This is a genomic window from Demequina aurantiaca, assembly GCF_050598105.1.
Taxonomy (GTDB): Bacteria; Actinomycetota; Actinomycetes; order Actinomycetales; family Demequinaceae; genus Demequina; species Demequina aurantiaca_A.
In genome coordinates this window covers 2,086,452-2,111,424 of the sequence record NZ_CP192436.1, presented here as the reverse complement: position 1 = coordinate 2,111,424, position 24,973 = coordinate 2,086,452, and the positions used below count along the sequence as shown (strand labels likewise).

Below are 24,973 nucleotides of genomic sequence, written 5' to 3'. Positions count from 1 at the left end.
AGACGCCCCCGAAAGTCCCGCACGGACGTAGTGTCTATTGCATAAGCCCCCAGACCTGGCAGGATTGACCCGTGACCGACACGACAGCCCCTTCCCAGACGCCCTCGTGGGCACTCGTACGGCTGGCACGCAAGTGCGGTGTCTCGGTCGAATACTTCAGTTGGAACGGCGTAAGCAAGCAGTGTTCCGCCGCCGCCATCCAAGCCGCGCTGACGGCCATGGGCGTCGACGCGTCCAGCGACGAGGCCTGTGAGGCGTCCCTCGCGGCACTGGATGATCTCCCGTGGCGTCGGTTGGTCCCTCCCGTCACGGTGCTCAGAGCCGGCGAGAGCCACGACTTGCCGATCTACGTGCGTCACGGCGACCCGGCCGCGGCCTCGCTCCACCTCGAGGCGGGCGACGCGCACCAACTCGTGCAGCTGGACCGCGTGGTGGAGCCCCGCACGGTGGACGGCGTCCTAGTAGGGCAGGCGACGTTCCGCGTCCCCGCTGACCTGCCGCTCGGGTGGCACCAGGTCGAGGCGACGACGAACGGACGCAGGGGCCGCGGATACATCGTCGTCACCCCCAACCGGCTCGAGGTCCCGGCCGAGATTCGCAAGAACCGTCCCTGGGGCCTGACAACCCAGCTGTATTCGATCCGCTCGGAGCAGTCGTGGGGACTGGGCGACTTCGCCGACCTCGCGGACCTCTGCGCGCTTGGGAAGATGCGCGGAGGGGCAGACTTCGTCCTGGTCAACCCGCTTCACGCGGGCGAGCCGGTGACGCCGCTCGAGCCCTCCCCGTACCTGCCCACCTCGCGCAGATTCATCTCCCCGCTCTACATCCGGGTGGAGGACATCGCCGAGGTCGCCTACCTGCCCTCGCAGCGACGAGCGCTCATCGAGTGGGAATCCGAGCGCCCCCGCCGGGTCAACGCGACCGACGATTCCCTTGACCGCGACGCGGTGTGGCGCGCCAAGTCTGCGGCCCTGGAGCAGCTCTACATGGAACCGCGCTCGGCCGGGCGCGAGGCCCAGTTCGAGGCGTTCTGCCTGCGTGAGGGCCGCTCGCTCGAGGACTTCGCGACGTGGTGCGCGATCGCCGAGGCGCACAAGGGACTGCCTTGGCCGACCGAGTTCGCGAATCCCGCCTCGCCGGCGGTGGGCGCCTGGCGCGACGAGAACGAAGACCGGGTTCTGTACTACGCGTGGCTGCAGTGGGTGGCGGACGAGCAGCTTGCTCGCGCGCACGACGCGGCGCTCGCCGCAGGCATGAGCATCGGGGTGATGGCGGACCTCGCCGTGGGCGTTCACCCGGAGGGTGCGGACGCCTGGGCGTTCCAGCGCGTACTCGCGCAGGGCATCGGCGTGGGGGCGCCGCCCGACATGTACAACCAGCTGGGCCAGGACTGGTCGCAGCCCCCGTGGCAGCCGCGCGCGCTCGAGGCCGCGGCGTACATTCCCTTCCGCGACCTACTGCGCGCGGCGATGCGCAACGTGGGCGCGCTGCGCATCGATCACGTGCTGGGTCTGTTCCGGCAGTGGTGGGTGCCCACCGGCCACGGTGCCGCTGACGGCGTCTATGTTCGCTTCGACCACGACATCCTGGTGGGCATTCTGGCCCTCGAGGCGCATCGCGCGGGAGTCATGGTCATTGGCGAGGACCTGGGAACGGTTGAGCCGTACGTGCGCGAGGTGCTCGCCGACCGCGGCATCCTGGGCACGGCTATCGTCTGGTTCGAGCAGGAGCCGGACGGGTCGCCGCGCGCCCCCGAGGACTATCGCACCGACGTACTCGCGTCTGTCACGACGCACGACCTGCCGCCCACCGTCGCGTACCTGAACGGCGATCACGTCGCGCTGCGCGAGAAGCTGGGCCTGCTCGAGGGAGACCCCGATGACGCCCGCGCGGAGGCTAGAGAAGAGCGCGACCGCATGATCAAGCTCTTGCGCGACCGCGAGTGGGTGATCGAGGACTACAACGACGAGGACCTGGTCGCCGGGCTGAATATTCTGGCCCTGAACACGCCGGCGCTACTGACGGGAGTCGCGGTCACCGACCTAGTTGGCGAGCGACGCACGCAGAACCAGCCGGGCACTCACCGCGAGTATCCCAACTGGCAGATCCCACTTTGCGACGCCAACGGGGTTCCGGTTCTACTCGATAACCTGTTTGAACTGCCGCGCGCACAACGCCTGCTGAAGGCCGTTCGGCGGGCCCGCGACTAGTCGGCTCTGCTTGCTTGCCAGCTCGCTGAGCCTGCCTGCGCCACGCCCGCGGCACTCGTCCACTAGGGGTTCCTAGATGAGCGTGACGCGCACCTGGCGGCCTTAAGCGCAACGACACCGGAACGAGTCGGCGATCGCTGCCCCGGAGGCTTGATTTCGGTGCGCCGAAACTGTATGTTTTCGGTATGCCGAAAACTAACTCCATTGTCCGGGCCGCATCGCTTTGTGCGGTCGCCATCGTTTCCGCGTACGGGGTCGCCGGTTGCGCCCCGTCCGACGCCTCGGCGGCGAAGCATGGCGTCGACGGCGGGGAGCGCCCCGTCGTACTGACCACATTCACCGTGCTCGCGGATATTGCGCAGAACGTCGCGGGCGATCATCTCACCGTGGAATCCATCACCAAAGTGGGCGCCGAGATCCATGGGTACGAGCCCACGCCTGGAGACATCCGCAAGGCGACGGATGCCGATCTGATCCTTGATAACGGGCTCAATCTGGAACTTTGGTTCGAGCAGTTCGTGGCGCCCCTGGACGTTCCGCACGTCGTCGTTACCGAGGGTGTGGAAGTCATGGACATTACCGGCGACACCTACGCGGGAAAGCCCAATCCCCACGCGTGGATGAGTCCCCTCAACGTGCAGGTCTACGTGGACAACATGATCGACGCGTTCAGCGAGTTGGACCCCGAGCACGCGAGCGACTACGAGGCTAACGGGAAGGACTATCAGGACCAACTCCAGGTGATTCAGGACGACCTCGTCGCGGACCTTTCGCGCCTGCCAGCAGACCACCGGGCGCTCGTGACCTGCGAGGGGGCGTTCACCTACCTCGCCAGGGACGCCGGCCTCACCGAGTCCTACATTTGGGCCGTCAACGCAGAGCAGCAGGCGACTCCCCAGCAGATCATCGCCGCCATCGAGTTCGTGTCCCAGAGCGAAGTCCCGGCCGTCTTCTGCGAGTCGACCGTTTCGGACAAGCCGATGCGCCAGGTAGTGGAGGCCACGGACACCACGTTCGGAGGAACCCTCTACGTGGACTCGCTCTCCGAGGCCGACGGTCCCGTGCCCACCTACCTCGATCTGATTCGTCACGACGCGGACCTCATAGTCGCCGGTCTCGCGGGCGCCACGCAATGACCGCGGGGATATCGGTCGCCGACGTCACGGTGAAGTATGGCGACGTGCTCGCCCTCGACGGAGTTTCCCTGAACGTCGCGCCGGGCGGCATTACTGGCCTGATCGGCATGAACGGGGCGGGCAAGTCCACCCTGTTCAAGGCGATTACTGGAATGGTGAAGCCCGTCAAAGGCAGAGTCCTGATAGATGGCGAGGACCCGGCCGTGGCGCGCAAGAGTGGCTCGCTGAGCTACGTGCCCCAAAGCGAGGCGGTCGACTGGGCCTTTCCCGTGTCCGTGCGGGACGTGGTCATGATGGGAAGGTACGGGCGCCAGGGACTGACTCGTCGGCCCCGGGCAGCGGACCGGCTCGCCGTCGCAAATGCCTTGGAACGCGTTGACTTGAGTGGCTTCGCGGACCGGCAGATCGGGCAACTCTCGGGAGGCCAGAAGAAGCGGGCCTTCGTGGCGCGGGGTATCGCACAGGGCGCCAACATCATGCTGCTGGACGAACCCTTCGCAGGAGTGGACAAGCCCTCCGAGGCGACTATCATCGCCCTCTTGCGGGAACTTGCTGCCAACGGCTGCACCATCTTGGTGTCGACCCACGATCTCCACGCGCTCCCATCCCTCGCGGAGGAAGCGGTGCTGCTCCTGCACCGCGTGGTGTTCCAGGGTCCGGTGGACCAGGCCCTGCAGCCGCACATGCTCGCGCGCGCCTTCGGCTTGGACGTCGCTGGATCGGAACTGATCCAGTGAGCCTCATCGACATCTTGGTGGAGCCCTTGCAGTATGACTTCATGGTGCGGGCGATTGCGACGACCGTGTTGGCGGCCGTGGTCTGCGCGGTGTTGTCCTGTTGGCTGGTGCTGGTGGGCTGGTCCCTCATGGGAGACGCGGTCTCTCACGCAGTGCTGCCCGGAGTCGTGCTGGCGTACATCGTAGGGGCGCCTTTCGCGATCGGGGCGTTGATCTTCGGCTTCCTGGCGGTGGTGCTGATTGGCGTAGTCCGTGGCACCAGTCGAGTTAAGGAGGACGCCGCCATCGGCATTGTGTTCAGCACTCTGTTCGCGCTGGGCCTGGTGCTGATCTCGGTGACCCCGAGCCAAACTGACCTCAACCACATCATTTTTGGCAACATTCTCGGAGTCTCCACCGGCGACATGATCCAGGTCGCGGGGCTGGCGTTCCTCGCTTTTGGGGTCCTTGTCATTAAGCGCCGCGACCTCACGCTCTTCGCCTTTGACCCCACTCACGCCTTCGCGATCGGGCTGTCGCCGCGCTTCCTCAGCGGACTGCTGTTGGGGGTGCTGGCGGTGACGGCTGTGGTCGCGTTGCAGGTAGTAGGCGTGATCCTGGTGGTCGCCCTGCTGATCATCCCGGGGGCGACCGCGTACCTGCTGACGGATCGGTTCGGCCGAATGCTCATCATCGCCCCCACCATGTCTGCGGTATCGTCGATCGCGGGCATCTACCTGAGTTACTGGATTGATGCCTCGTCGGGCGGCCTCGTGGTGGTCGTGCAAGGCGCTGTCTTTGCATTGGTCTACCTGTTCAGCCCGCGCCATGGGGTGATCGGCCGCCGGATGTCGCAACGCAGAAGGGACCGGCTCGCGGTGCCTGCATGAGGGGGCTCATCATGGAAAGTCGCGTCATCGAAAACTACCTCAAGGTGGTCTTCAATTCGGGCGAGTGGTCAGACAAGCCAGTGACGACCGGCGCCCTCGCCACAAAGCTTGGCCTCGCGCCATCGTCCGTGTCCGAAGCCGTACGCAAGCTCTCGGACAGGGGATTGCTGTCACACGCGCCTTACGGCGCCATCACCCTCACAGCGCAGGGCCAGCAGCTGGCGCTCACCGTCATCCGCAAGCATCGCCTGATTGAGACCTTCTTGGTGGACTACCTGGGCTACGGCTGGGATGAGGTCCACGACGAGGCTGAGGTGCTCGAGCACGCGGTGTCGGACCTGTTCGTGGACCGGCTCGACCAGAAGCTGGGCAACCCGACCGTTGACCCGCACGGTGATCCGATTCCGCGTTCAAACGGCACGCTAGCCGAGCTCTCGCTGACGCCGCTGGGCGAGATTGAGTTGGGGACGCGCGTGCGCATCGAGCGAGTCCACGACGACGACCCCGCGCTGCTACGCAAACTCGATCAATACGGCATCACCATCGGCACCGAGGTCGTGGTCGCCGCACGGCACGCGGCCGATGTCGTGGTCGCCCTGGAACTGGGGGGCGCCAAGGCAACCCTGCCCGAGCCCGCGCCCCACGCAATCCGCGTCACCGTGGTTTAGCCGACGAGAGTGCCGCTCGACCCTCTTTACGTGATTGACGCGTTGCATAATTAGCCCTAGTATTCGGTAAGGCTTACCTAACAAAGGGGTGGGCCGTGGCCGTGGGTGCAGTCGCCTCTAGTGGCACCGCCTACCGCCGACCACAGTCTTTCTTGAATGGAGAATATCTATGCGCACTGCCCGCGTATTGGCCGCGTCGTGCGCGGTCGCCGCCATGACCATGCTCACGGCCTGCAGCGGCTCGACGGACGACTCAACGGCGACGCCCGACGCATCATCTACCTCGTCGGCCCCCACCGCCTCCGCGACGGCCACAGCCGAGGTCACCACCATTGAGCACGCCTTCGGCACCACGACCATCGAGGGTGTTCCCGAGCGCGTGGCCACGGTCAGCTGGGCCAACCAAGAGGTGCCTCTCGCGCTCGGTGTAGTGCCTGTGGGAATGCAGGCGGTGACGTTTGGTGACGACGACGGCAACGGGATGCTCCCGTGGGTGGAGGAGCGGCTCGCGGAGCTGGGCGCCGAGGCCCCTGTGCTTTTTGACGAAACAGACGGAATCGACTTCGAGGCAGTCGCGGACACCAATCCCGATGTGATCCTGGCGGCCTACTCCGGCCTGACCCAGGAGGACTACAACACCTTGAGCGAGATCGCTCCCACTGTCGCTTACCCCGAGGGCCCGTGGGTGACCTCGTGGAGCGACATGATCCTGTCCAACGCCGCAGGTATGGGCATGCTTGCCGAGGGGGAGGAGCTTGTCGCGGATCTTCAGCAAGAGATCACCGACACCGTTGCCGCTCACCCCGGCCTCGAGGGCAAGAGCACCATGTTTCTGACCCACGTCGACACCGCGGACCTGAGCACGGTGAAGTTCTACACGAGCAATGACACCCGGGCAGCCTTCCTTGGTGAACTGGGAATGAGCGAGCCAGCGAGCGTGGCCGAAGCATCGGCGACGGGTGAATTCTCCGGCAGCATCAGCGCCGAGCAGGTCGACCAGTTTGACGACGTAGACATCATCGTCACGTACGGAGACCAGGAACTCGTAGAAACGCTCAAGGCTGACCCGCTGCTCTCGCAGATGCCCGCCGTTGAGAACGATGCCGTGGTGTTCCTTAATGGCAGTGGCCCCATGGGTACGGCGGCGAACCCCACGCCGCTGTCCATCTCCTGGGTGCTCGATGACTACCTGACCCTGTTGGCTGAGGCCGCGAGCAAGTCGTAGTGACAGCAGTAACCACCAAGCCGCTGTCGGGCGTCGCCATTGTGCGGCGCCCGACGCGCGTGCGTCTGGCGTGGCTCGCCCTCGCATTCGGCGTGCTAGTCGTACTCATCCTTTTGTCGATCTCCGTTGGCGCGCGCGGGGTGTCCCTGGAGGACATGATCGCGGGACTCCAGGGCCAGGCAGACAATCTCGGCCAGGCAGCGGTCCTCAAGCGCGTACCGCGCACCTTGCTGGCCCTGATTGTGGGCGCTGCGCTCGCGGTCTCCGGCACGATGATGCAGGGGGTGACCCGCAATCCACTCGCGGACCCCGGAATCCTGGGAGTCAACGCCGGGGCATCGCTGGCGGTAGTCGTGGGCATCGCATTTTTTGGTCTGTGGACCGCGAGCGGGTTTATTTGGATAGCAATCATGGGCGCCACAGTTGCCGCCATCTTTGTGTACCTGGTGGGCGCGCTCGGCCGGGGCGGGGCTACGCCGCTGAAACTCGCGCTGGCTGGCGCCGCAACCGCGGTGGCGCTGGGAGCCTTTGTGAGCGCGATTGTACTGCCGCGCAACGACATCGCCGGTTCTGTTCGGTCCTGGCAGGTGGGCGGCGTCGGTGGCGCGAGTTTCGACACTATTGGCGCGGTCTTGCCGTTCCTTACCGTGGGACTCATCGTCAGTTGGCTCAGCGCACGCCGACTCAACAATCTGGCCCTCGGAGACGACGTCGCCACCGGGCTTGGTGAGCGAGTGGCGGTGGCGCGAGCCAGCGCAGCGGTCGGTGCGGTGTTGCTTTGTGGGGCGGCGACCGCCGTTGCCGGGCCCATTGCCTTTGTTGGCCTCGTCGTTCCTCACGTCTGCCGGTTGCTAGTGGGGGTCGATCACCGCTGGCTCGTGCCATTCGGTGCGGTTGTTGGCGCCGCGCTGGTGATTGCAGCGGACGTAGTGGGACGAGTTATCGCACGGCCGGGCGAGATCGAGGTGGGCATCATCACCGCGCTGATTGGTGCTCCGGTCTTTATCCACATCGTCCGCCGTCAAAAGGTGCGTGAACTATGAGCGTCCCCACCGGGCGCCGCGCCGCGGTAGCCGCCGGGCGTGAGCCTGGCTCTGCTCGCCGCACCGCCGCGGGCGCTGGGTTGTCCGCGGGGCGTCGCCGCCGCGGCCGCCGCCGGATCATCGTGATAGCCGCGCTGTCCGTCGCTATCGCGGCCGTGTTTGCCGCGCTACTCATGTTCGGGCACACGTTTTACGGGCCAGGTGAGGTGTGGCGAGTTGTCCTCGGTCAAGACGTTGACGGGGCCTCGTTCACCGTAGGCACCCTGCGTCTGCCGCGCGCTGTTCTCGGAGTGCTCGCTGGGCTCAGTTTTGGGATGGCCGGCGTCGCGTTTCAGACGATGCTGCGCAATCCGCTTGCCAGTCCGGACATCATTGGCATCAGCGCCGGCGCCAGTGCCGCCGCAGCGTTCGCAATCATCGTCTTGGGGCTCAGTGGCTCTCAAGTGTCGGTCTTTGCCATTGTCGCGGGGCTAGCCATCGCGATGCTGATCTACCTGCTGTCGTACAAATCTGGGGTGCTGGGTACGCGACTGATCCTGATCGGCATCGGCATCGCGGCCATGCTCGAGAGCGTCATCGCGTACCTATTGAGCCGCGCGGGCGAGTGGGACCTGCAAGAGGCGATGCGATGGCTTTCGGGAAGCCTCAACGGAGCGCGCTGGGAGGACATTTTGCCCCTCGCGATCGCGTTGTTGGTGCTGACGCCGTTGCTCCTCGGGCAGGCGCGCAATCTAGCTATCTTGCAACTTGGTGACGACGCGGCATCGGCGCTGGGCGTGAGGGTCAACCTCAGTCGGGTTGTCATCGTGGTCTCCGCCGTGGGACTGATCTCCTTCGCCACGGCGGCCGCCGGGCCAATTGCGTTCGTCGCATTCCTGTCGGGACCCATTGCCGCGCGCATGGTGGGTCCACACGGGTCGTTGCTGATTCCCGCCGCGCTTACCGGCGCGCTGCTCGTGCTGGTCGCCGACTTCTGTGGGCAGTGGCTGCTGGGCACACGCTATCCCGTCGGAGTGGTGACGGGCGCGCTAGGTGCGCCGTTCTTGCTCTACCTCATCATCAGTTCCAACCGAAAGGGCGGGTCGCTATGACGTCCTCACACACCCTAGAAGCCAACCAACTCTCGCTGGGCTACGGCGACCGGCTGGTGGTCGACAACCTCAGCCTTGAGATTCCGCCGGGCAAGATCACCGCCATCGTGGGAGCCAACGCGTGCGGTAAGTCCACCCTGCTGCGCTCCATGACGCGGCTCTTGTCCCCACGTTCTGGCCACGTTCTATTGGACGGCAAGAGTGTCCATAGAATGCCGGCCAAGGAGCTTGCTCGTGAGATGGGCTTGCTCCCGCAATCGCCTATTGCGCCCGAGGGAATCACGGTCGCGGACTTGGTGGGTCGCGGGCGGCACCCGCACCAGCGCGTCATGTCGCGGTGGACCCGGCAGGACGACGAGGCCGTGGCCGCGGCACTTGAGGCAACCGAAACCTTGGAGCTAGCTGAGCGCGCCGTCGACGAGTTGTCCGGCGGCCAGCGGCAGCGCGCCTGGATCGCGATGGCGCTCGCGCAGGAAACAGACGTGCTGCTCCTCGACGAGCCCACCACGTTTCTGGACGTGGCTCACCAGGTCGAGGTGCTCGACCTCCTCACGGATTTGAACCGCGAGCGCGGCACCACCATCGTGATGGTGCTGCACGACCTGAACCTTGCCGCGCGCTACGCGGACCACCTGGTGGCGATGGTGGATGGCGGCGTTCACGCCGTCGGAACGCCCGGGGCTGTCTTTACGGTCGACATGGTGCGGGCGGTCTTCGGTCTAGAGAGTGCCGTGATCGAGGACCCTACATCGGGCACTCCGCTGATGCTTCCCCGCGGCCGCTATCACGCAGAGCGTTGGTTGCAGGGCTGAGAAGCCGCCTTCCATTGACCGCAAACACAGTGAGCGGCCCGCGACGTATGTTCGCGGACCGCTACGTGGGCGGGGCAAGGAGCGGGGCTACGCCCGTTGCGCCGCCTCGGCCCGGAGTGCCTCGAACCGGCCCTCGGTCACAATCTTGACTAGGACCGTGGGGGCGTCTGCATTCGCGGTGAGCCAAGCATCCAGCGACTCCACGAACCCGGGCACGCGGCCGGCGGCCCAGTGCGGGAACGCGTAGGTCGCGACGCGCATCGCCATAAACGAGTCCAGCGACTCGTACGTGGCCCTCAACTGATCCAGGATCGTCTCGGCGAGCGGAGCGAGCATCGCGGGGTCGTTGACCCGCGAGATGCCCAGCGCGACCTCGTAGGCCTGCGAGTTGGGCAGCGGTGCCGCTGCGGGGGAGGCGAGTCGCTCCCACGCGCGCGTCTTGGCTTCGAGGTTCCCGATGCTCGCGCGGGCACCGGCGCCGCGACGCGCTCCGGCGGACGTCGAGTCCTGCGCCAGCCGCGCGTCAATGTCTGCGTCGTCGACGCGGCCCACGCGGGCGAGCCCGGAGACCAGCGACCACTCCAGGTCGGCGTCGATCGGCAGCTCTGCCAGGGTCTGGGTGCCGCTCAGGAGTGCCGCGAGGGTGTCCGCCTGCGCGTCCGATGCGGCCAGCGCGGCGAACAGTTCCAGCGCCTGGAGCTGCAGGTCGGATCCGGACTCGGCGTCTGACAGCACCTGCCAGACCTGGTCGGCGGTGGCGATGGCGAGCGACAGGGTGGAGTCGGGTGCCGCGTAGAGCCCTACGGCCGTGATGACGTTCGCGCAGTGCGACGCGCGCACCTGCGAGTGGTCGATCACGGGCAACGCGGCGACGACTGCGTCGATGTACTTCGCGGGCGTCAGCGCGCCGTCGCGGCACATGTGCCACAGCGAGTCGAGCACGACGGACTGGAGCATCGGGTCGTCGATGTCGCCCACCTGTTCTGAGACGGTCTCGAGCGAGGCCTGGTCCAGGTGCATTTTCGCGTAGGTGAGGTCGCGGTCGTTGACCACGAGCAGGTCGGGGCGCTGCTGGCCGATGAGCTCGGGCACCTCGGTGACCTCGCCCTCCGTGGACACCTGCACGCGGAACACGGGCATGAATTCGATGCCGCGCCACGAGTAGCCGCCCACCTCGAGCTGGTGCGGGCGCTGGGTGGGGTACTCCGCCGGGGCGTCCTCGCGCACCGCGAGGCGGGTGATGGCGCCGGCCTCGTCGGTCGCGACCTCGGCGACCAGTGTGGTCACGCCGGCCGTCTCGAGCCACGCCTGCGACCAGTCGCTTAGGTCCCTGCCCGATGCGGCCTCGAGTTCCGCGAACAGATCGCCGAGCGTGGCGTTGGCGTGGTGGTGGGCGCGGATGTACGCCGCGACGCCCGCAAAGAACGTCGAGTAGCCCAGAGTCAGAGCGAGCTGCTTGAGGGCGGAGGCGCCCTTCGCGTAGGTGATCATGTCGAACGTCCCGGCCACCGCCTCGACGCTGGCAATGTTGCCGAGCACGGGGTGCGTGCTGGGGCGCTGGTCCTGCACGTAGGCCACGGACTTGCGAGACGAGCCGAAGCCCACCCAGGCGTCGACCCACTCGGTGGTCTCGATGCACGCGTAGGTCGACACGAACTCGGCGAACGACTCGTTGAGCCACAGGTCGTCCCACCACTGCATGGTCACCAGGTTGCCGAACCACATGTGCGCGAGCTCGTGCAGCACCACGTTGGAGCGGGCCTCGTGGTCCGCGTTGGAGACCCGGGAGTGGAACAGGTACTTGTCCTCGGAGATGGTCACGCAGCCCACGTTCTCCATGGCGCCCCAGTTGTATTCGGGCACGTAGATCTGGTCGTAGCTGTCGTAGGGGTACTCGGTCTCGAAGATGTCCTCGTACAGCGTGAAGCCGCGCTGCGTGTCCGCGAAGATGTCCTCGGCGGCGAAGTGCTCGCGTAGCTGCGGGCGACCGTAGAGTCGCGCCGGGACGGGACCCTTCTTGGACTGGATGGTGGTTTCCTCGTACACGTACGGGCCGGCGTGGATGCCCGCCACGTAGCAGGGGATGGGGACGGTGGCGGCGAACTCCCAGCGCTGGACCCCGTGCTCGGTTCCCGCGACCGGGGCGGAGCCCTCGGCGGCGGTCGGCTCGGGCGCGACGGAGTTGGACAGTGCCAGCCAGTGCGCGGGGGCCAGTACGGAGGTGGTGAAGACGCCCTTGATGTCCGGCTGGTCGAACGCGGCGAACGCGCGCCGCGCGTCGTCGATGGCGAACTGCGAGTACAGGTACGCCTCGCCATCCTCGGGGTCCACGAACCGGTGGATGCCCTGCCCGGAGGTGCTGTACTTGCACTCCGCGTCAACCTCGAGCACGTTGGCCTCGAGTAGCCCGGACAGCGCGATGCGGTCGTCGCGGTGCACTGCCAGGATGTCGAGGGCCTGGCCGTTGAGCACGATGCTGTGGACGTGCGGGGACACCAGCTCTACAAAGGTGTCGGAGCCGGCCGTCGCATCGAACCGCAGCGTGGTGCGGGAGCGGAACGTGGGGCTGTGCCCCGCGCCGGTGAAGTCGAAGTCCAGCGCGTAGGTGGCGTGGGAAACTAGCTGAGCCCGGGTGCGGGCCTCGTCCTTGGTGAGCGTGATAGGCATGCGTCAATTCTCGCACCGTGGGCGGGGGTTCGTCGCCCACGGTTCTCGCGCGCCGAAGGACGGCTCCTAGGCGGGGCCGTTGCTGCCCGCCGAGGACCGCCCAAAGTCGAGCGCGAGCCCGCCCGCGAGCACCCCGACGGCTACCAGGCGAATCGCGGACACGTCGTACTGGCCCGTCGAGTAGGGGGTGACAGTAGGGGCATCGAGTCCGCCCGCCCAGCCGGGCAGGGGATGGCCGGCGTCCTCGGCCGGGTCCGGCGCGTTCTGCGCGTTGACGACCAGGGATAGCACCCCGGACTCGCCGAATAGGAAGTCAAGTGATGAGCCCAGCATCGTCACAATGCTTGCGGAGAGTGCTTGAAGGTCACTCAGGAGTCCCGTCACGATCGGGGTGGCGACCGAGTCGATCGCTGGCTGCAGTGTGCCGTAGATGGCGTCGCCCAACGGTCCGGGTAAGTCATTCACGATCGCCGTGACGAGAGCTCCGACGAGAGCGCAGGCGGAGGGGAGTAACGTGCAAACGATGCCGGCGGGGGTGAAGACGGCGGTGACCGGCGCTGAACCGTTCTCGAGCGCTTCAAGTGAGGCGTCGACGCCTAAGGAGATGCTGCCGAGGTCCGTACCGACAACCGGTACTTTGACCCCGATGTTCGTCATGAGCGTCACGTGCACCGCGGCGAGAGCCGCATCGATCGCGGCGACAACGTTGTCGACCCAGTCGGACAGCGCACTCGCGACCGCGGCTGAAAGCGCGTTGATCACGGTGTCATTCAGTAGCAATTGTGTGTTTGGGGCCTGGTTGTTGAGTCCTTCTACTGAGTCAAAAAGCGCCGCAGTGTCGATGATCGCGACGCCCGTGCCGAGGTCTAGAGTGACGATCCCGTCAGAATCTTGGATGGTGCCGACAAGTAGCTCGCGGGCGTCCGTGAGGTCCAGATCTAACATGAGGGTTGTAGAGATGGTGCCGAGTCCTACTCCGGTAGCGACACCGCCAACAACAACTCCGATGGCGCTTGACAGTGACGACAGCAAGCCGGCATCTCCAGCCAGGGCCTCGACGGTGGTCTCGAGCCCGTTCAACGCGGTGTCGCCGGTGGTGACGAGGTCGCCGATCAGCGCCGACTCGAGCTCGGTGCGCAACCCCGCGATGTAGTAGTCGCGGTCTAGAGCGGAATACACGTCGCCGCTCCAGTCGGCGGCGCAGCCGTCGAGCTCGGTGGAGGAAGCCACAGCCCCCACGTCGACGCGCACGTCCGCGAGGTTCGCGATGCCGCCGCCTAGGCCGGTACCCATCACGGAGTCCAGCACCTGCCCGAGTTCGAGCGTGGCGAACGTGGGCATTCCCGGTCCAGGGGGGATGGCCGAGAGGTCAATAGCGCCCGAGTCGTTCACCACGCCGGAGGCTCCGGCGGACGTGCCGTCTGCGCTGGCGTTCGCGTATTGATTCAGGAGCCCGACATCGGCGCCCAATGGCAGCACGAGTGCGCCGCCAAGATCCACGTTGATGGCGCCCAGCGCGGAGACGCTCAGCGGGTTTGCGTAGGTGTCGGAGCCGAGAGTGCTCGACGACGCCGGGGCGACGCTTGACGAGGTGCCGTCGTTCGTGGCGGTGACGCCGTCGAGCGCGACGATGCCGTCGAGGTCGACGCTCAACAGGTCGCCGGACAGCAGCTTGCCGGCGCCACGCGTCTCATGGGCGGCGGGGGAAGCGCAGTCGATGGTGGAGAACGCGGCGTAGTCCCACTCTTCGTCGCGCCAAGACGCGTTAGTGACCGTCACGGTGGCGAACATCGCGACGATGAGCGCTCCCACGACTGCCGCGCCGGCGGCGGCGCGGTGCGGACGCTTAATCCTAGGGAGTCTCATGGGGATTCCCCCTCAGTCACGGCCGGAGTGGAAGTACGCGAACGGCCCGCACGCAGGGTCGCGCCCAGACCGAGCGCGCCGCCTGCCAACAAGACCAGGGTGAGGGCGTCTAGTCCGGTCGACGCCAGCCCCGGAGGGCTTGCGGGCAAGGGCAAGGGCGTGGGGGAGGGCGAGGGGGTGACGGCGGGCTCACCGGGCTCAGTCGGAGTGGGCGAGGACGAGGGATCGGGGGTGGGTAGCGGCGCCGCGTCGTCGTACTCGGCGACAAACGCGAACCCAAACTCGCCGCTCTGGCCCATCAGCGAGGTGTCGTTGGTCGTGCCCGGGCCGTCGTCGATCCAGACGGTCGCAAGCACGAAGGCGAACTCGGCGTCGCTGATGCTTCCCAAGTTCAGCGGAGTCCCCGTCGTCACCGCATCGAACATCGGAGTCATCGGCCCCAGGCTGGGATCCGACGCCGGAACGGGTCCGATGACGTGAGTGAGGGTGGCGGGGCAGGTGGCGGGGGAGACAGCCGTGTCCCACTCCAGGGAGCACATCTGCACGATGATCTGGAGGGCGTCTGCGTGGGACACCAGTACGCCTTCGCGGGCAAAGTACATGGTCAACTGCGAAGAGTCCTGGGTGAGCGAGGCGCGGATCTGCCACTCGTTGACTGCGCCAGGGGTGAGGTCAAGGGACTGCATCGGGTAGGGGTCGGAGTAGAGCTCGAGCAGGCCGACCTGGCCGTTGTCGGGCACGTCGACCCAGGCCGCCCACGCGGTCTCGGCGCCGAGCGTGAGGCCCGCGCCCAGGCACAACACCGAGAACGTGCCGGCGACGGCTCGTAATAGGCGTGTGCTGCGGGCGGGCTTAGGCATCGGCGTGCACGTGCTCCTTCGACTCTTGTTTGGGTGACTTTTCTGTTTCGCGGGCGGGCCAGAATCCCCAGGTCACGATCCCTGCGAGCAGCAGGGTCGTGGCCGCCAGCATCGGCGGCTGGCGCAACTGCACGAGCGCGGTCCCGACGCCGGGAGCGGAGGCCACTACGCGCATCGCCTCCGTGACCTCGTAAGGGGCGCGGTCGTCAATGTCGTTGGCGTCGCCGCGCATCGTCACCAGGCGACCCTCGGGGTTGCCTGGATCGGGTTCAATGCCGACCACCCGGTGGGTGATGGGCAACTTGCCGTCGCCGCGGTCGACGGTGAGGACGTCGCCCACCTCGATCTGCGCCGCGCTCACGGGCACCGCTATCGCGGCGGCGCCCGTGGGCATGGAGGGAGACATGGAGCCCGTGCGAAACACGATCAGCGTGAAGCCAAAGAAGATCGACAAAGCCAGCCAGGTGATGGCGAGCAGGCCAATCACGCCGGCGATGCCCACGACGATGTCTTTCACTGTGCGGCCCATGGCGAGCGACTGGTTGCTGGTGGCTTACGGCTCGGTAGAGGTAGCGTCGAACAACCAGGCGGGGGCGACGGACAGCCCTTGGAGGTCGTTGATGCTTGGAGTCGGACCGGTCAACGTAGTCGGCATCGTGATCCGGAAGCAGTAATGCGCGACATTCGCCCCCGCGGCAAGCAGTGCCTGCGTGTTGGCGGCTGCCGGGCCGGAACTGAGCCCTGACCCGCTGAATTGACCAGTGAAGTCGTCGAATTCGTCTTCGTCGCACGCGGGTGGATTCACGCCGTCGAGGAGAACTTCGTAGCCGACTGCCAACTCGAGGTTGTCCCACAGGTAATTGTTGGGGTCAAGCGCGACCAGATCATCGGCGATAGCCGCATCGACCGCAGCGTTCAGGTGAAGCGTTCCCGCAAGGGAGTCCGCAGTGCTTCGCAGCGCCACGGGCGCGTAGACCACCTGGCTGGGAGTCATCGCCAGGGCGTCGAACCCGAGGGTGCCTCCGGGGTTGTCCTCCTGGTTGGAGAACGAGGTATCGAGGCCGTCGAAAGGGAAGGAGGTGTTCTGCTCTACCTCAAACACACTCGTGGACACGCCGGGCCCGCCCGTGCCGTCGCCCGCGAACACCCACTCGGTGTCTGTCCAGGCCGCGAGCGTGAATGCCCCGCCAACGCCCAGGATGGCGCCTCCAGCCAGTATCGCCATGACCTTGTTGCGCTTTGCCTGTTCCATGTCCGCCCCTTGAATGTCAAAGGCGACTCGTGGTCGGGTCGCCTCGTTTTAACGTAGGGCACGCGTTGCTTCAGTCAGTAGGTGGTGTTGGGTATGCCACTCGGTGTGCGGAAGAAGTTAAAGGAGAAACAAAATGCCTGGTGTTTGCCATGAACTTCGCGGCGCTGGCGCTGCGCCGGGTCGAAACGATACGGATTCCGGCCCGAGCTAGCCGTTGGACATGGTGACGAAAGCGATCCCCAGGAAGGCCACCGCGACCACGGCGACCAGGATCCACATGATCATGTTGATGCGCCGCGACCTAGCCGACTGGGGCGCCGGTTCGCTCTGCGGAGGCGTAGAGCCGTCGCCGTCGAGTTCCGCCATCAGGCGTCCTTCGCCTGTGCCTGGAGGGCGCGGCGCACTCCGTCGCGGCCCTCGATGATCATCCGCTTGAGCGCGTCGTGGGCGTCGGCGTTCTCCGCGAGCCACGTATCCGCCTTGTCCTGCAGGTCCGGCACGCGCCCGGCGAGCTGAGCCGGGTAGAGGCCCTCAATGAGGTTGGCCGCCATCTCGTTGGTCTTGTCGTTGTAAATGCGTCGGACCGAGGCGAAGTAGTCGTCGACGAAGGGCTCGAGTAGGGCCGTGTCGTGAACGTGGCCGAAGCCGCCGGTCGCGGACGACTGCAGAGCGTTGGTGAGGTCCTTCTCTGCGTTGACGAGGAGGTCCCACGCGGCACGCTTGGCTTTCGCAGTGGGGATCGCGGCGCGTGCCAGCGCACCGCGGCGCTCGCCGGACGCGGTCGCGTCCTTCGACAGCTGCAACTCGATCGCGACCTCGGCGCAACGGCCACCGGCGACGAGCGAAGTGAGGAGATCCCACGACAGATCGGAGTCGATGGGGAGCTCGTCGAGGTGCAGCTTCTCGTCCAGCAGACCCTGGACGGTGTCCAGCTGGCTCTCGGTCGAGGCGAGAGTGGCGAAGGCCTTCACGAACTGCAGCTGGTTGTCGCTGCCGGCGTCGGCGGTCAGCGCGAGGTGCCAGAGAGTGTCCGCGGCCGCGTGGGTGGCCGCCTCGGCCGCGTCCGGAGCGACGTACATCGCGAGCGCGGTCTCCAGCTGACGCAGCAACATCATCGTGATGGTGGACTGGTCCTCGGTCGCGATGTTCTTGAGCACCAGGTCGACGAACTGGCGCGCGGGGATCTCGCCATCGCGCGTCATGTCCCAAGCCGAAGCAAGGACCATCGAGCGCGGCAGGGGGTCCGTGAAGCCGTGCAGGTGCTCGACGGCGGTCGCCAGCGAGTCGTCGTCCATGCGGACCTTCGCGTACGCCAGGTCCCCGTCGTTAACCAGGATCAGGGCAGGACGGTGGACACCGATGAGCTCGGTGACGTCCGTGGAGGGGCCGTCGATGTCGATCTCGACGAACATGACGCGCTCGAGCGTTACCTCGCCGTGCTCGTCCACCTTGACGTCATAGCCGCCAATTCCCAGGCGGTGGGGGCGCTGCGTAGGCCAGTCGGCGGGGGTCTCCTGCTTGATGGTGAACGCGGCGATGTCGTCGTGGGTGTCGACCTCGATGATCGGACGCAGCGTGGTGACGCCGGCCTTCTGCAGCCAGACGTCGCTCCAGGAGTCCAGGTCGCGGCCCGACGCCTTCTCGAGTTCAACGAGCAGGTCGTTGAGCGTGGTGTTGCCGTGGTGGTGCTTGCGGAAGTACTCCGCGACACCTTCGAAGAACTTGTCCTGCCCCACCCACGCGACCATCTGACGGAGCACCGAGGCGCCCTTGGCGTAGGTGATGCCGTCGAAGTTGACCTCGACGTCCTCCAGGTCGCGGATGTTCGCCATGATGGGGTGCGTCGAGGGAAGCTGATCCTGGCGGTAGGCCCAGGACTTCTCCAGCGAGTTGAACGTGACCCAGGCGTTCGAGTTGATGGTCTCGGCCGTGGCGAGCGTCGACATGAACTCGGCGAATGACTCGTTGAGCCACAGGTCGTTCCACCACTTCATGGTGACCAGGTCGCCGAACCACATGTGCGCGAGTTCGTGCAGGATCGTCACGGTGCGGCGCTCGACGCGTGCCTGCGCGGTCTTGGACCGGAACACGTAGTCCTCGAGGAACGTGACGCAGCCCGCGTTCTCCATGGCGCCCGCGTTGAATTCGGGCACAAAGAGCTGGTCGTACTTCTCGAATGGGTAATCCATCTGGAAGGCCGACTCATAGAAGTCGAAGCCCTTCTGGGTGTCACTCAGGATCACGTCGGCGTCCAGGTACTGCGCGAGTGCCTTGCGGCAGTACACGTCTGCGCCGATGACGCCCTTGCGCGACTTCACGGTGCCCTCGACCCGGTGGTACGGGCCGGCCACAACAGCGGTCACGTAGCAGGGGATGCGCGTGGTGGGCGTGAATTCCCAGCGGGCGACGTCGTGGGACTTGTCCGCGATAGTGACGGTGGCATCGGCGACGGCAGACTTGGTGCCGGGGTTGTTGGAGATGACGTGCCAGTGCGCCGGGGCGGTCACGGTGAACTGGAAGGAGGCCTTGAGGTCGGGCTGCTCGAACACGGCGAAAACGCGACGCGTGTCGGCGACCTCGAACTGGCTGTAGAGGTAGACCTCCCCGTCCTCGGGGTCGACGAAGCGGTGCAGGCCCTCGCCGGTGTTCATGTACTCGCCGGTGGCAACCACGGTGAGTTCGTTGTCCGCCTGCAGGCCGCTCAGCGCGATGCGGCTGTCCGCGAATGCGGTGGCCGGATCCACCTGCTCGCCGTTGAGGACGATGCTGTGAACCTCGGGTGCGATGAGGTCGATGAAGGTGGCCTCGCCCGGGATGGCGGAGAAGCGCACTGTCGAGGTCGAGCGGAAGGTGTCCTCGGAGGTGGTGAGGTCCAGCTCGACCTGGTAGCTGTCGGTGGTGATGACTGCGGCGCGGGCTTCAGCCTCTACGCGCGTGAGGTTAGTTCCTGGCATGCGTCTATCTTGGCACCACCGGCTGACGTAGGAGCGCAATTGTTCGCGACTGGCGCAATAAGCCTGCCAGTCGCGCCGCATTCGCCTAGGGGCATACTGAAGTCATGGCCATGTTGGCGCGTTTCCTGAAGCAATATCCGGTGGTAACTCTCACAATCAGCATCGGATTAGTGGTCGCGGCCCTCTCGGTCGCCGGGCAGGTTGCCGCGGGTCGCTGGGTCGCCACCGTCTATGTGGTGCTGTTCATTGCGTGGACCGCGTGGGGCATGCTGCGCGACGTCCTGCGCGGGCACTTTGGCCTCGACATTTTGGCGCTCGTCGCGATGATTGCGACGCTCGCGGTGGGGGAGTACGTCGCGTCCCTCATCGTGGTGCTCATGCTGTCGGGAGGCGAGGCGCTCGAGGACATCGCCACCCGCCGCGCCCGCCGCGATCTGAGCGCGCTCCTGGATCGCTCGCCCCGGCGCGCCCACGTACTTTCCGGCGCTGACGACGGGGAAGCGGGCGGCATTCGCGACGTTCCGGTCGAACAAGTGGAGGTGGGCGACACCCTGTTGGTGAGGCCGTCGGAGATCGTGCCGGTCGACGGAGACCTCCTGTCCGACCAGGGAGACTTCGACGAGTCCTCGATCACTGGCGAGAGCATGCCCGTCATGCGATCCAGGGGCGAGGAGGTGATGTCAGGGTCGATCAACGGCGCCCGGGCCGTGCGGTTGCGCGCGTCGCGGCTCAGCGCGGACAGCCAGTTCCAGCAGATCGTCGCTTTGGTCAAGGAGGCTGAAGCCACCAAGGCGCCGATGGTGCGGCTGGCCGATCGCTACGCCGTTCCCTTTACGGCCGTGTCCCTGCTCATTGGTGGGGTGGCCTGGGCCGTGTCGGGTGACCCCGTGCGCTTCGCGGAGGTGCTGGTGCTCGCCACCCCGTGCCCGCTGCTCATCGCGGCGCCGGTGGCGTTCCTCGGTGGCATCTCCCAAGCGTCTAAAGCCGGTGTCGCGGTCAAGGGCGGAGCGGTGCTGGAGCAGCTGGCCAGGGTGGCGTCCGTGGCCTTCGACAAGACGGGGACCCTCACCCAGGGCAAGCCGCGACTGGTCGCGGTCCGCCCCGAGCCGGGGTTTGAGGAGGATGCGCTCTTAGCGTGCGCGGCATCGGCGGAGCAGTACTCCACCCACGTGCTCGCCGCGGGCATCCGCGCCGCGGCCCTGGAGCGCGGAATGAACCTCACGCCCTCCGACGAGGCGAGCGAGATCGCGACCATGGGCGTGACTGCTGTGATCGACGGGCGCTCGGTGGTGGTGGGCAAGCCCGCCTACATCGCCGAGCTGGTACCGAGCATGGAGCGCACGCCGTTGGACGCCGGGCAGGCCGCCGCGTATGTGGCGATCGACGGTCGCTTTGCTGGCGCGCTGGTGGTCGCGGATCAGGTGCGGCCCGAGTCCGCGGACGTGGTGGCGTGGCTGCGGTCCACCGGGGTGACGCGCGTCGCCATGCTCACGGGGGACGCGGCGGCCACGGCATCGGGTGTCGCTCAGTCGGTGGGGATTGCCGAGGTTCACGCGGAACTGCTTCCCGCAGACAAGGTCCGGCTCGCGGCACAAATGCAGCCGCGACCCATGTTGATGGTGGGCGATGGCGTGAACGATGCCCCGGTCCTCGCGGCCGCCGATGTGGGGGTGGCGCTGGGCGCCAAGGGCGCCACTGCTGCGGGGGAGGCCGCCGATGCGGTGGTCTTGCGAGACTCGCTGGGGGCCGTGGCCGACGCGATCAACATCGGTCGGCACACCCGCAGCGTCGCGCTCGCGGCCATCTGGATAGGGATCTCGCTGAGCGTCGCTCTCATGCTGGTCGCCACCACGGGCGTCATCCCGGCGGTGGCCGGCGCGTTGACCCAGGAGGCCGTCGACCTGGCGGCGATTCTCTACGCGCTGCGCGCGCTGAGGCCGCCGGCCCGGACGTAGGAGATACTGGAACCGTATCCCGTGGTATTCGGGTTAGGGCTCAACGACGAGCGCGTTCCATTCGTCTCGCCACCAGATCGGCTTACATGACCAACCTCAGCCCCGCACGTACTCGACTCGCACTCCTCGCGCTCGCGCTGGGCGGCTTCGGGATCGGCACTACCGAATTCGTGGCGATGGGTCTGCTGCCGGACATCGCGCGCGACCTCATGCCGGAGCTCTGGGCCACCAGCCAGGAGGAGGCTCTCGCCAAGGGCGGCCTGATCATCACCGCGTACGCCATCGGTGTCGTCGTCGGTGCGCCCACCATTGCGGCGTATTCCGCTCGTTTCCCGCGCAAGGCCCTGCTCACCTGGCTGTCGGTGGCGTTCACCGTGGGGTCTATTGCCTCCGCGTTCGCCCCCACCTTCGAGGCCGCCGTGGTCCTCCGCTTCCTCTCGGCACTCCCGCACGGGGCGTTCTTCGGGGTCGCCGCCCTGGTCGCGGCGGAGCTGATGGGTAAGGGTCAGCGCGGTCGCGCCGTCGCCTTCGTGCTGAGCGGGCTCACGCTCGCGACCGTGATCGGCGTGCCCGCCATCACGTTCCTGGGTCAGCAGACATCCTGGCGCGTCGCCTATATGAGCGTCGCATTACTTTTCGGGTTCTGCACCCTGGCGATCGTCGGCCTCGTGCCGCGGCAAAACGGCGACGCCCACGCCACGATGGGCCGCGAGCTCGGCGCCTTCAAGCGCCCGGCCGTGTGGTTCGCGCTGGCGACAGGAGCCTTCGGGTTCGGGGGGCTCTTCGCGGTCTACACCTACGTCTCGCCCATGGTCACCGAACTTACTGGCACCCCCGAGAAGTTCGTGCCCATCGCGCTGGTCATCCTGGGCATCGGCACCACGATCGGCAATATTCTTGGAGGACGGATGGCCGACCGGGGCGCGCTGCGCGCGGTGTTTATTCTCTTCGCCGCGCTGGCAGTCTCCCTGCTCGTGCTCGCACTCGTGGCGCGCACCCTGCCCGGACTCCTGACGGGGCTGTTCCTGGTGGGGCTCTCAGCAGCGGCCATCTCGCCGCCCATCCAGACCCGCCTTATGGACGTGGCGGGCGATGCCCAGACCATGGCCGCCGCCGTAAACCACTCCGCGCTCAACATCGGCAACAGCCTGGGTGCGTTCCTGGGCGGGGCGGTCATCGCCGCCGGGTACGGCTATCTCGCTCCCACCTGGGTGGGGCTTGCGCTCGTGGTGCCCGGGGTGCTCTTCGCGCTCGCGGGTTGGATGGTGACGCGCGGCGACGTGGCCCACGTGGTGGAGGACGATGCCGCCGTTGGCGAGGACGTCTCCGCTTCGCTCTAGCGACAGTCACCCGCCCGTCTGCTAGCACGGCGTACGCCCCGAGAATGCGCGAGGCCCCGTTCGCAGCAGGCTGAGGGTTGAGCGATCGGGGCCTCGGGCGTGACCCCGCAGGGCCGTGACGCGCGGCTTAGGCGCCGTCGGTCTCGAGACGTTGCCATGAGGTCTCCAGGACAGTGATCTCACTGGCCGGATCGGCAACGGTGACGCTGGGTCGCACTGAGTCGACGTCGCGCAGCTCGTTGGTGTCCGCACACGTCGTGACAGGTGCGCCGCCGGCAAGGGTGACTGTGCCGGCGAGCTGGCTGGGGACCATGAGCATGGTCCCCGCGCCCTGGGTGGTGACGCAGAAGCGGTAGATCGCGTCATCGGTGAGGTTCACGGCGAGTCCCAGGGGGAGCCAGGCGCCAACCTGCAGGGTTTGGTTCACGGCAGTGTCCTGCACCGGCGACCACGACAGCGACACGGACTGGCCGCTTTGCTGGTTGCCAGTGAAGGCGAGGGCAAGCGCGAACGCGGCCAGAATGATGCCAGCCTCAACGCGGTCGCGGCGTGAACGGCGCTTGCGGCGCCTGGTGACAACGGGCGGCGTGATCGGGGCACGTGGCGTCCGTACCTCAGCGATAACTGTGCTCATGTGGTGACCCTCATCCCTCACACTACGTTGGTTGCAGTAAGCAACGATTGCGCCTGAGTCTCTAGTAAGTCAAACGAATACGGCCGTATCGTTGTGTGACATACACAACGCGTGTGGATGGCTTCACATGGCACGCGGGCGATACCCCCAGCGAAACGATTCGAACGGGAATGTGGAATTGTCCACACACGCTGACAACGGTGTCAATGGCTGCGGCCGAGCACGCCGGTGTCTCGACCGTAGGATGCTCTGGTGCCAGATGCCGACGCCCTAGATCAGCCCGCGGGCAAGGTTCGGCAGCGCCGCCTCGTCGACTTCGCGCCGCTCAAGGCGTCTCCGGCGTTCGCGCGACTGTGGATCGGGGGAGCGGTCGCGGGCATCGGGGTCCAGATGTCGATCGTGGCCGTGGGTCTACAGATCTATGACATCACCGAGTCCACCTTCATGGTGGGGCTGGTGGGCGGATTCGCGCTGATCCCGATGGTGGTCGCGGGGCTCTGGGGCGGCATGCTCGCCGACGTGTTCGACCGGCGAACCGTCCTGATTGCGTCCTCCCTGGTCGCGTGGTCGTGCACGCTCGCGCTGGTGGCGCTCTCCTTCTGGCACGCGGCGCTCGTTGCTGACGGTGGCAGCGCTCCGGTCTGGCCCTTCTACCTGGTGACCACCCTGAACGCGGTCGCGGCCACCATCTCGATGGCGACCAGATCCGCGCTCGTGGGACGCATCCTTCCCGCGGACATGATCTCGCGCGCGGCGGCGCTCAACGGAATCGCCTTTGGCCTAACGCTCACGGTGGGCCCCGCGCTCGCGGGGCTGCTCGCCGCGAGCGTCGGCCTACCGTGGACGTTCGCGATTGACGCGGTGCTCTTCGCCGCCGGCTTCCTCGGAGTGTGGATGCTGCCAGCCTTGCCGCGACTAGGCGAGAAGGTGGTCGCCGGCTGGCCGGTGGTGCGCGAGGGGTTCTCGTTCCTCAAGCGAGCCCCGAATATCCGCATGAGCTTCATCGTGGACATCGTCGCGATGACGTTCGGCCGCCCCTACGTACTCTTCCCGGCCCTGGGCGCGACGGTGATTGGCGGCGGCGCGCTGACGGTGGGCGCCCTGACCGCCGCGGGGGCTGTCGGCACCATCCTGACGAGTTTGTTCTCCGGACCCGTGGCGCGCGTGCATCGTCACGGGGTTGCCATCGCCCGATCGATCACGGTGTTCGGGTACTGCGTCCTGGCCTTCGGTGTGGTCATCGCCGTCGTGGGCCTGGGAGGCTTCGCGGCCGCGCCCGGGTGGGGAGGGATCCACTGGGTCGCGCTTATCGCGCTGGCCGTGACCCTGGCGGGGATGGGGGCCTCGGATGAGGTCAGCGCGATCTTCCGCCAGACCATGCTGATCCGCGCCGTGCCCGACCAGATGCGCGGCCGACTGCAGGGCGTGTTCATCGTGGTGGTCACGGGCGGACCGCGCATGGGCGACATGTACGCAGGAATTCTCGCGACCGCGGTGGCGCTGTGGTGCCCGCCGCTATTCGGCGGCATCGCGATCGTGGGGCTCATCGCCCTTCTATCGCGTGTTCGATTCGGCGGCAGGGCCACGTCGTTCCGCGACTACGACGACCTGGCTCCCACGCCGTAGTCGCTCGCCTCGTTGACACGCGAGCGCA

The 24,973-nt window shown here is 66.7% G+C and carries 20 protein-coding genes; 12 read left to right on the top strand and 8 right to left on the bottom strand.

Features of this window, described 5'->3' with window-relative positions; genetic code table 11:
* Nucleotides 1–71: 71 nt before the first annotated feature.
* The 9 genes from malQ (at nt 72) to ACQU6B_RS09535 (ending at nt 9,791) form a co-directional block, all read left to right on the top strand.
* Entirely contained in the window at nt 72–2,210 is a 2,139-nt protein-coding gene (gene malQ / locus ACQU6B_RS09575; protein WP_430867327.1) for a 4-alpha-glucanotransferase, read from the top strand.
* A gap of 185 nt (nt 2,211–2,395) precedes the next feature.
* The gene (locus ACQU6B_RS09570; RefSeq protein WP_430867326.1) at nt 2,396–3,346 is read left to right on the top strand and encodes a metal ABC transporter substrate-binding protein; all 951 of its coding nucleotides are present in this window, start codon (nt 2,396–2,398) and stop codon (nt 3,344–3,346) included.
* Nucleotides 3,343–4,083 carry a metal ABC transporter ATP-binding protein gene (locus ACQU6B_RS09565; protein WP_430867325.1) on the top strand — a complete coding sequence of 247 codons (741 nt, stop codon included), beginning with the start codon at nt 3,343–3,345 and terminating at the stop codon, nt 4,081–4,083. Before ACQU6B_RS09570 ends, ACQU6B_RS09565 begins: the two co-directional genes overlap by 4 nt.
* Entirely contained in the window at nt 4,080–4,952 is an 873-nt protein-coding gene (locus ACQU6B_RS09560) for a metal ABC transporter permease (RefSeq protein WP_430867324.1), read from the top strand. Before ACQU6B_RS09565 ends, ACQU6B_RS09560 begins: the two co-directional genes overlap by 4 nt.
* Before the next feature lie 11 nt (nt 4,953–4,963).
* Nucleotides 4,964–5,620, top strand: coding sequence for a metal-dependent transcriptional regulator (locus tag ACQU6B_RS09555; RefSeq protein ID WP_430867323.1), 657 nt, complete (start codon nt 4,964–4,966; stop codon nt 5,618–5,620).
* Nucleotides 5,621–5,789: 169 nt separating this feature from the next.
* Nucleotides 5,790–6,845 carry an iron-siderophore ABC transporter substrate-binding protein gene (locus ACQU6B_RS09550; protein WP_430867322.1) on the top strand — a complete coding sequence of 352 codons (1,056 nt, stop codon included), beginning with the start codon at nt 5,790–5,792 and terminating at the stop codon, nt 6,843–6,845.
* Nucleotides 6,845–7,888 (top strand): FecCD family ABC transporter permease, encoded by a 1,044-nt coding sequence (locus tag ACQU6B_RS09545; protein WP_430867321.1) that lies wholly within the window; start codon nt 6,845–6,847, stop codon nt 7,886–7,888. The genes ACQU6B_RS09550 and ACQU6B_RS09545 overlap by 1 nt, the downstream gene beginning before the upstream one ends.
* Nucleotides 7,885–8,979 carry a FecCD family ABC transporter permease gene (locus ACQU6B_RS09540; protein WP_430867320.1) on the top strand — a complete coding sequence of 365 codons (1,095 nt, stop codon included), beginning with the start codon at nt 7,885–7,887 and terminating at the stop codon, nt 8,977–8,979. Before ACQU6B_RS09545 ends, ACQU6B_RS09540 begins: the two co-directional genes overlap by 4 nt.
* Nucleotides 8,976–9,791, top strand: coding sequence for an ABC transporter ATP-binding protein (locus ACQU6B_RS09535; RefSeq protein WP_430867319.1), 816 nt, complete (start codon nt 8,976–8,978; stop codon nt 9,789–9,791). The genes ACQU6B_RS09540 and ACQU6B_RS09535 overlap by 4 nt, the downstream gene beginning before the upstream one ends.
* A gap of 87 nt (nt 9,792–9,878) precedes the next feature.
* On the opposite strand, the gene pepN (ACQU6B_RS09530) is transcribed toward ACQU6B_RS09535, so the two are convergent.
* The 7 genes from pepN (ACQU6B_RS09530) to pepN (ACQU6B_RS09500) all read right to left on the bottom strand — a co-directional run bounded on the left by pepN (ACQU6B_RS09530) (nt 9,879) and on the right by pepN (ACQU6B_RS09500) (nt 19,390).
* On the bottom strand, nt 9,879–12,458 hold the full coding sequence (pepN, locus tag ACQU6B_RS09530) for an aminopeptidase N (RefSeq protein ID WP_430867318.1): 2,580 nt from the start codon (nt 12,456–12,458) through the stop codon (nt 9,879–9,881).
* A 66-nt stretch (nt 12,459–12,524) separates the two neighbouring features.
* A complete protein-coding gene (locus ACQU6B_RS09525) occupies nt 12,525–14,324 on the bottom strand; it encodes a choice-of-anchor G family protein (protein WP_430867317.1) in 1,800 nt (599 codons plus the stop codon).
* Nucleotides 14,321–15,184 (bottom strand): hypothetical protein, encoded by an 864-nt coding sequence (locus tag ACQU6B_RS09520; RefSeq protein WP_430867316.1) that lies wholly within the window; start codon nt 15,182–15,184, stop codon nt 14,321–14,323. Before ACQU6B_RS09520 ends, ACQU6B_RS09525 begins: the two co-directional genes overlap by 4 nt.
* Nucleotides 15,177–15,713, bottom strand: coding sequence for a S26 family signal peptidase (locus tag ACQU6B_RS09515; protein WP_430867315.1), 537 nt, complete (start codon nt 15,711–15,713; stop codon nt 15,177–15,179). The genes ACQU6B_RS09520 and ACQU6B_RS09515 overlap by 8 nt, the downstream gene beginning before the upstream one ends.
* Before the next feature lie 24 nt (nt 15,714–15,737).
* Nucleotides 15,738–16,436 carry a SipW-dependent-type signal peptide-containing protein gene (locus ACQU6B_RS09510; protein ID WP_430867314.1) on the bottom strand — a complete coding sequence of 233 codons (699 nt, stop codon included), beginning with the start codon at nt 16,434–16,436 and terminating at the stop codon, nt 15,738–15,740.
* A 207-nt stretch (nt 16,437–16,643) separates the two neighbouring features.
* Nucleotides 16,644–16,802: a hypothetical protein gene (locus tag ACQU6B_RS09505; RefSeq protein WP_430867313.1), complete on the bottom strand. Its 159-nt coding sequence runs from the start codon at nt 16,800–16,802 to the stop codon at nt 16,644–16,646.
* Nucleotides 16,802–19,390 carry an aminopeptidase N gene (gene pepN, locus ACQU6B_RS09500; protein ID WP_430867312.1) on the bottom strand — a complete coding sequence of 863 codons (2,589 nt, stop codon included), beginning with the start codon at nt 19,388–19,390 and terminating at the stop codon, nt 16,802–16,804. The genes ACQU6B_RS09505 and pepN (ACQU6B_RS09500) overlap by 1 nt, the downstream gene beginning before the upstream one ends.
* A gap of 104 nt (nt 19,391–19,494) precedes the next feature.
* On the opposite strand from pepN (ACQU6B_RS09500), the gene ACQU6B_RS09495 reads away from it, so the two are divergent.
* Together ACQU6B_RS09495 and ACQU6B_RS09490 are read left to right on the top strand one after the other, a co-directional pair.
* Entirely contained in the window at nt 19,495–21,345 is a 1,851-nt protein-coding gene (locus ACQU6B_RS09495) for a heavy metal translocating P-type ATPase (RefSeq protein ID WP_430867311.1), read from the top strand.
* Nucleotides 21,346–21,431: 86 nt separating this feature from the next.
* Nucleotides 21,432–22,685: an MFS transporter gene (locus tag ACQU6B_RS09490; RefSeq protein ID WP_430867310.1), complete on the top strand. Its 1,254-nt coding sequence runs from the start codon at nt 21,432–21,434 to the stop codon at nt 22,683–22,685.
* Between the two features lie 127 nt (nt 22,686–22,812).
* On the opposite strand, the gene ACQU6B_RS09485 is transcribed toward ACQU6B_RS09490, so the two are convergent.
* Entirely contained in the window at nt 22,813–23,319 is a 507-nt protein-coding gene (locus tag ACQU6B_RS09485) for a hypothetical protein (protein WP_430867309.1), read from the bottom strand.
* Nucleotides 23,320–23,571: 252 nt separating this feature from the next.
* Here ACQU6B_RS09485 and ACQU6B_RS09480 point away from each other — a divergent pair, with 252 nt between their 5' ends.
* The gene (locus tag ACQU6B_RS09480) at nt 23,572–24,945 is read left to right on the top strand and encodes an MFS transporter (RefSeq protein ID WP_430867308.1); all 1,374 of its coding nucleotides are present in this window, start codon (nt 23,572–23,574) and stop codon (nt 24,943–24,945) included.
* The last annotated feature ends 28 nt before the right edge of the window (nt 24,946–24,973 follow it).